A 7,304-nucleotide genomic window follows, 5' to 3' on the forward strand; every position below is an offset into this window, starting at 1 on the left:
CCGGACACGCTCCGTGGTCATCAAATCTCCCGCCTGACCTGCTGAAACCCCCCTGTGCTGGACCGATGTACCCCCGGAGGGTGGGTCACAAAAAGGACACGGTGACGGGGTGGTGACATCACCTCAATCCCACCCTGAACAGCAGACTCTCCCTATCCGTCATGAACAGTGACACTGAGTGGTGAAACTGTTTGAACTTGACGTCTCTTTAAGATTCAGACAATTGCGTGACTGCACCCTGTTACCTGCGCCAACTAGGCGTGGACGGTCCGGACGAGCCATATGACAGGGGAGTGGCAAGGCGTGCTGACCAAGAAGCGGGTTGTGGCGGCGACCGCACTGGTGGTTGTTGCTGCTGCAATCGGGACCGTGCCGGCGATCGCCGGCCAGGATCCGAAACCGGAAAGAACTGCGGTCGGGCCGGCCGTCTCCTGGACGAGTACGGACGGCGCCGCTTACATCTCTGACTACTCGGACATGCCCAAGAGCAAGAAGTGGCGCCGGGAGCACCGGCACAGCACAGGCAACTGGCCCGGCCGCTGGCAGGACGAGGTCGATCCGGAACAGATCGCGCCGGGGCAGACCGGCCCCAGCACCGCGACCTCCGAGTCGGTCACCCCCGCCCCGAGCGGTGCCTCCAGCACCACGGGATCGGGCTATACGGAAGGGAATTCGACCTCGCCCGGCACCACCTCCAGCACCACGGGCACTACCCCGACGACCGCAGCCCCGATCGTGACGGTCACCGCCGGAACCGCGACGGGTACGGCCACCGGTACGGCGACGGGCACGGCGACGGGCACGGCGACCACGGGGACACCGACCTCGAGCGCGACAGCATCCGTTCCCGCGACGTGCTCGACGTCCACCGCGACCGGAACCACCACCGCGACCGGAACCACCACCGCGACGGCGACCGAGCCGACGGCCACCGAGACCACCGAAACCACCGCATCGGCTGAGGGTTCCACCGAGGCGACCACGACGTCCACCAGCACCGAGACCACGGGCCCGGATGGCGGCAGCGCCATGAACCCGTGCTCGACGACGAACCGCTCGGGTCTGCCGTGGGGTGCCAGTGGCCTCTACATGGCGGGCAGCAGTGCCGCCAACGCCGAGGCCTTCGCGGCCTGGCGGGGTGCTCCGGTCGACGTGGTCGTGGACTGGCCCGCACGCCAGACCTGGGACGACGTCATCAACCCGACCTGGATCTTCGACGCCTGGAAGGACACGCCGTACATGAAGGCGCTGGGCGTCGCGCCGATCCCGGAGGGCGACGGCAGCGCCACCATGGCGGGCTGTGCGGCCGGGCAGTACAACGACAAGTGGGTCCAGTTCGGCAAGAACTTCACCGACAACGGCATGGGTGATTCGATCATCCGGCTCGGCTGGGAGTTCAACGGCAACTGGTACAAGTGGAGCGCCAGCAACCCGGGGCAGTTCGCCGAGTGCTGGCGTCAGATCGTCACCTCGGCACGCACCACGGCTCCTGACCTGAAGTGGGACTGGACCGTGAACCGCGGTGTCAGTGCGGGTCTGGCCGATGCCACTCAGGCCTACCCGGGTGACGAGTACGTCGACTACGTCGGTGTCGACTCCTACGACATGTGGCCGGGTGCCAACAACGACCAGACGTGGGAGGAACACCTCAACGGCAACTTCGGCCTGAAGTTCTGGGCGGACTTCGCCAAGAAGCACGGCAAGAAGCTCACGGTTCCGGAGTGGGGTGTGTACCCGGGTTCGGCGCATGCCGGCCACAACGGTGGTGACAACGCGCTCTACATCGACAAGATGGTGGAGTTCTTCACCAGCATGGGCTCGGACCTGGCCTACGAGGCGTACTTCAACGAGAATGCCAGTTACTACGCCGGTGCCATCTTCCAGCCCACGCAGAACCCGAAAGCGGCGGGCACGTATCAGACCCTGATCGCGGCGGCCGACTCCGAGGAACCGGCGGAGGCGACCGGAACTCCGTAACCACCAGCAAACCGCCAGCATCACGCGAACGGCCGCACCCACTGTCCGGGGTGCGGCCGTTCGTCGTGAGGCAGCCTTCTGGTGGTGCGACCGGGCCGCCGAACGGATTACCGGGGCGGGGTGAACCCGCGCCCGGCATATCCGTTGACGTGGCCTTTGCCCGGAGCTCTTCTCCTAGCCTGGGGCCTTCACCGGGGGATCCGCGTGAAGGAGGTGCCAGTGATCTTCATCATCGTGTGCCTGTTCGTCACGGCCGTAGCCGTGGGAACCGTGATCAGCCTGTACCGACGAGACGCCCGGAACAGCCGCCGCATCAGTGACGAGGGCAGCGAGTTCCTGGAGACCTTCGAGACCGCACCACCCCAGCGATCGCGGGAGGATTAGGAACGGGCGCCGATCGCGTGCTCCATCGCCAGCTGGTTCAGCCGCACGAACCCGAAACCGCGCTCGGCGACCGCGTCCACGTCGACGTCCTCGTAGGCCGAGGTGTCGGCGAGCAGGTCGGCCAAGGTCTCACCGGGCGACAGGGTCGGCTGCGAGAGCTCCAGTACGCCGGAGTACTCCAGGGCCTCCTGCACCTCGGGGTCGGCGCGGAACGCCTTGGCCCGCTCGGCGAGCAGGAGGTAGCTGGACATGTTCGCGGCGGCCGAGTCCCACACGCCCTGCCTGTCCTCGGTGCGTGAGGGCTTGTAGTCGAAGTGCCGGGGGCCGTCGTAGGTCGGGCCGCCACCGGGAAAACCGTTCTCCAGCAGGTCGACCGTGGCGAACGCGGAGAACAGGTCACCGTGGCCGAACACCAGGTCCTGGTCGAACTTGATGGTGCGCTGGCCGTTCAGGTCGATGTGGAAGAGCTTGCCCGCCCACAGCGCCTGCGCGATGCCGGTGGTGTAGTTCAGTCCGGCCATCTGCTCGTGGCCGACCTCGGGGTTGAGGCCCACGATGTCGCCGTGCTCCAGCTGGGCGATGAAACCCAGCGCGTGGCCCAGGGTCGGCAGCAGGATGTCGCCCCGCGGCTCGTTCGGCTTGGGCTCGATCGCGATGCGGAGGTCGTAGCCCTTTTCCTTGATGTAGGCGGCGACCGTGTCGATGCCCTCGGCGTAGCGGGCGTGGGCCGCGTTGAGGTCCTTGGCGCTGTCGTACTCGGCGCCCTCGCGGCCGCCCCACATCACGAACGTGGTGGCGCCCAGCTCGGCGGCCAGGTCAACGTTGCGCACGACCTTGCGCAGGCCGTAACGCCGCACCCGGCGGTCGTTGGACGTGAACGCGCCGTCCTTGAAGATCGGGTGGCTGAAGGTGTCGGTGGTGACCATCTCGACGGTGATGCCGGTGTCGGCCAGGGCGCCCTTGAAACGCTCCAGGATCTTCTCCCGGTCGGAGGCGCTGCTGCCGAACGGCACCACGTCGTCATCGTGGAACGTGACGTGGGCGGCACCGAGTTCGGCCAGCTTCGTCACTGACTCGACCGGGTCGAGCCACGGGCGGCTGGCGCTGCCGAACTGGTCCTGCGCGCGCCATCCGACGGTCCAGAGTCCGAAGGAGAAACGGTCTGCGGGGGTAGGGGTACGCGTCATCGCGGATCACTCCAGTTCGCTTCGCGGAAGCATTTAATCTACGCCGTGAATTTATCCATAGATGGCGGTAGGGTCAAGACATGTCACCTCCGGTTGCGCCGGTCAGGCAAGACTGGATGCGCGAGCACAACCTCTCTCTCACCCTTTCCGCCGTGCTGGATGCCTCCGAGCCGGTGTCGCGGGCCCAGGTCGCCGCCCGCACCGGTCTCTCCCGGGCCGCGGTGACCAACCTCGTCGACCGTCTGGTGGAGGCCGGCCTGGTGCGTGAACTCGCACCGGTGGCGCTCCAGCGTGGCCGTCCGTCGGTTCCCCTGGTGCCCGTCGCCCGCACCGTCGCGGCGCTCGGTCTCGAGGTCAACGTCGACTACCTGGGGGTGCGGGCCGTCGACCTGACCGGTGAGGTGATCGCCGAGCAGGTGCTGCACGCCGACCTGCGCGGCTCGGAGCCGGCCGTGGTCGCCGCCCGGCTGGGACGGGTGACGGGGGAGGTGCGCTCCCGGGCGGTCGCTCTGGGGGCGCGGATCGCCGGTTCGACGCTCGCGCTGCCGGGTCTGCTCGACTCCTCGTCGGTGCTGCGGACCGCGCCCAACCTGGGTTGGCGCGATCTGGACGCGATCGGGCTGCTCCCCGCCGAACTCGTCGGTGGTGCAGTCGGTTTCACTGTGGCCAACGAGGCCGACCTGGCGGCCCGGGCGGAGATCCGGGCCCGTCGGTCGGAAGACGGAAGGCCGAGCTTCTTCTACGTTTCCGGGGAGATCGGGATCGGTGGGGCGCGGGTGCTGGGCGGTGCCCTGAGCGCCGGGAGCCACGGCTGGGCCGGTGAGGTGGGGCACGTGGTGGTCGGTTCCTCGCCGACCGCACCGAGCGTGCTGACCCGTCTGGAAGACGTGGCCGGCCAGCGGGCCCTGATCCGGAACGCACAGCTGCCGGAAGACGCGCCCTTCAGCGATCTGCTGGAGGCGGTCGCGCAGGGTTCCCCGGCGGCGGTGGCCGCGGTGCGGCAGGCGGGCCGGGCTCTCGGTATCGCGCTGGCCGCCGTGGCCCACATCTCCGACATCGACGAGGCGGTGCTGGGCGGCACGTTCGCAGCCCTCTTCGACACCGTCGCCGGGCCGGTCGAGGCGGCGCTGGCCGAGTTGGTGGTGTTCAGCGACTGGGTGCCGGTCGCCGTGACCCGGGCCCGGGCCGGGGATTACGCGGCCATGACCGGGGCGGCCCACACCGTCATCGACCGTCTGGTGGCCCGGCCCAGCGTGTGGCTGACAGCGTCATGAGCACACCGATCACCGCGCCGCCGAGATTGAGCAGGACGTCGTCGGTGGACGCGACCCGGCCCTGACGATCGACGTACTGATAGAGCTCGATGGCGAAGGAGAATCCGCCGGAGAGCGCGAGGGCCGGGAACAGACGGCGTGACAGCAGGTACACCAGCGCCCCGACCGGGACGAACATCAGCAGGTTGCCCAGGATCTCGGTATCGGTGCGGGCATGCCCGCCGAAGGTGCTGAACGGTGCCCGGTCCCAGTAAGGGGCGATCTGGGGATCGGTGCCCGGCACCGTGAGGGCCAGGTCGCCCAGCACGACGAGCGCCAGCAGGATCACCGGGCCCCGGCCGGCGCGGGTGACGTGCCAGTGGCGGAGCAGGCAGGCGACCGCGACCAGGACGATCAGCGTGATCAGGGCCATGAAACCGGTCGAATGGGGAATGAGGCCGCGCAGCACCGGCCAACTCTATGGGGCCGGACCGGCCTGAGGTGAAGAGCCGGGAAGGTAGATGATCACCGACCCGGCTCAAGCACCGTCCGCCTGACGTCGACCGTTCCGGCACAGGCAGGCACGACGGAGGAGGCACGGTGTCGAACACCAGTGAGGTCGACCAGGAGGCACTGGCGGAACTCGCGGAACTGCGGAGCCAGGTGGAGGCCTTCGGGCGGGGGCAGGCCCGGGCCGAGTACGACCTCGACGGCATGGTGCTCACGGTGAACGAGCAGTTCGCCGAACTGGCCGGGTATGCGGCGGGCGATCTGGTCGGGCGTCACCACAGTTCACTGGTGCCGGCCGAAGTGGTGGCGTCGCCGGAGTACGAGCAGTTGTGGGCAGAGCTGCGGGCCGGTGGGAACCCCTACGGTGAGTTCCGCCGGGTCTGGCAGGGTAAGCGGGACCTGTGGATCCGGTCGACCTGGACCCCGGTGGTCAATGCGGCCGGCGAGGTGGTCAAGGTGATCGAGTACGCGCTCGACATCACCGCGGCCAAGCGGGTTGCGGCCGATGCCGCGGGAAAGATCGCTGCGATCAGTCGATCCCAGGCCGTGATCGAGTTCGACCTGAGTGGCGTGGCGATCGCGGTCAACGAGAACTTCCTCAAGGTGATGGGTTACGCCCGCGAGGAGGTGGTAGGCCGGCACCACAGTCTGTTCGTGCTGCCCGACGAGGCGCGGTCAGCTGCCTACCGGCAGTTCTGGCTGCGGCTCGGAGAGGGCGAGTTCGTCGCCGGGGAGTTCCACCGGGTGGGCAAGGGCGGTCGCGGGGTCTGGTTGCAGGCCGTATACAATCCGATTCTCGATATTGACGGAAAACCTTGCAAGGTAGTTTCTTTTGCTGTTGACGTGACCGAGGCCAAGCTCCGCAACGCCGACTTCGAGGGCAGGGTGGCCGCGATCGACCGCTCGCAGGCGGTCATCGAGTTCGACCTGAACGGCATCGTCCGGGTCGCGAACGACAACTTTCTCCAGACGATGGGTTACGACCGCAGTGAGGTGGTCGGCAGGCACCACAGCATGTTCGTTCTCCCGGGCAAGGAGAAGTCTGAGGAGTACCAGAATTTCTGGCGGCACCTGCGGGAGGGGGAGTTCAGCTCCGGGGAGTTCCACCGGGTGGCCCGGGGCGGTCGGGACGTGTGGCTGCAGGCCGTGTACAGCCCGATCCTCGACCTTGACGGAAAGCCCTGGAAGATCGTCAAGTTTGCCGTCGACATCACGGCGGCCAACGCCCGCAATGCCGACTCCGCGAGCAAGATCGACGCGATCGGCCGGTCCGAGGCCGTCGTCGAGTTCGACCTCGAGGGTGTGGTGCTCGACGCCAACGCGATCTTCTGCAACCTGCTCGGGTACCAGCGGGAAGAGATCGTCGGGCGCCACCACCGGTTGCTCGTGAAGCCGGAGGAGGCGAGCAGCACCGGGTACCAGAAGTTCTGGGACAAGCTGTCCCGGGGCGAGCACGAATCCGGAGAGTACCTGCGGGTGGGTAAGAACGGGCGTGAGCTGTGGATCCGGGCGACGTACAGTCCGGTGCTGACCGCTGAGGGAGAGCCTTTCAAGGTGGTGAAGTTCGCCTCCGACGTGACGGGTGAGAAGCTGCGGAACGCCGATTATGCCGGTCGGGTGGCGGCTCTGGACCGGTCTCAGGCGGTGATCGAGTTCGATCTCAATGGGAATATTCTCACGGCCAACGACAACTTTCTCAAGACTCTGGGCTATACGCAGAACGAGATTGTCGGGCAGCATCACAGCATCTTCTGCACGCAGGAGTATGTGCTCTCGGAGGAGTACCGCGACTTCTGGTTGCGCCTGCAGCGAGGCGAATTCCGGGCCGGCCGGTTCCACCGTCTGGGAAAGTTCGGCCGAAACGTTTGGATCCAGGCGAGTTACAATCCGATTCTCGACCTCGCGGGTAAGCCGGTGAAGGTGATCAAGTATGCGTACGACATCACCGAGCAGGTGCAGCTGGAGCAGCGGCTGAACGCCAAGGCGGAGTCGA

General features: G+C 67.2%; 6 protein-coding genes. 4 read left to right on the plus strand and 2 right to left on the minus strand.

The annotated features are described in order from the left end of the window. Positions 1-303: 303 nt before the first annotated feature. Both QSK05_RS32510 and QSK05_RS32515 read left to right on the plus strand, forming a co-directional pair. Positions 304-1,977: a glycoside hydrolase family 26 protein gene (locus tag QSK05_RS32510; protein ID WP_285601232.1), complete on the plus strand. Its 1,674-nt coding sequence runs from the start codon at positions 304-306 to the stop codon at positions 1,975-1,977. 219 nt (positions 1,978-2,196) lie between these two features. Further along, positions 2,197-2,361, plus strand: coding sequence for a hypothetical protein (locus tag QSK05_RS32515; RefSeq protein ID WP_285601233.1), 165 nt, complete (start codon positions 2,197-2,199; stop codon positions 2,359-2,361). On the opposite strand, the gene xylA is transcribed toward QSK05_RS32515, so the two are convergent. Continuing rightward, the gene (gene xylA, locus QSK05_RS32520; RefSeq protein ID WP_285601234.1) at positions 2,358-3,548 is read right to left on the minus strand and encodes a xylose isomerase; all 1,191 of its coding nucleotides are present in this window, start codon (positions 3,546-3,548) and stop codon (positions 2,358-2,360) included. The genes QSK05_RS32515 and xylA overlap by 4 nt on opposite strands. 80 nt (positions 3,549-3,628) lie before the next feature. Here xylA and QSK05_RS32525 point away from each other — a divergent pair, with 80 nt between their 5' ends. Further along, positions 3,629-4,822, plus strand: a complete 1,194-nt coding sequence (locus QSK05_RS32525) for an ROK family transcriptional regulator (protein WP_285601235.1) — start codon at positions 3,629-3,631, stop codon at positions 4,820-4,822. Here QSK05_RS32525 and QSK05_RS32530 read toward each other — a convergent pair. Further along, positions 4,773-5,270, minus strand: a complete 498-nt coding sequence (locus QSK05_RS32530; protein ID WP_285601236.1) for a VanZ family protein — start codon at positions 5,268-5,270, stop codon at positions 4,773-4,775. The two genes, QSK05_RS32525 and QSK05_RS32530, sit on opposite strands and share 50 nt — an antisense overlap. Positions 5,271-5,401: 131 nt before the next feature. On the opposite strand from QSK05_RS32530, the gene QSK05_RS32535 reads away from it, so the two are divergent. Next, a partial coding sequence (locus QSK05_RS32535) for a PAS domain-containing protein (RefSeq protein WP_285601237.1) occupies positions 5,402-7,304 on the plus strand: 1,903 nt, incomplete at its 3' end.

The organism is Kineosporia sp. NBRC 101731, from assembly GCF_030269305.1.
GTDB lineage: Bacteria > Actinomycetota > Actinomycetes > Actinomycetales > Kineosporiaceae > Kineosporia.

What these genes read in the sequence shown, in the direction of transcription:
- xylA (WP_285601234.1), bottom strand. Translation starts at nt 3,548, where the DNA reads ATGACGCGTACCCCTACCCCCGCAGACCGTTTCTCCTTCGGACTCTGG.
- QSK05_RS32525 (WP_285601235.1), top strand. Translation starts at nt 3,629, where the DNA reads ATGTCACCTCCGGTTGCGCCGGTCAGGCAAGACTGGATGCGCGAGCAC.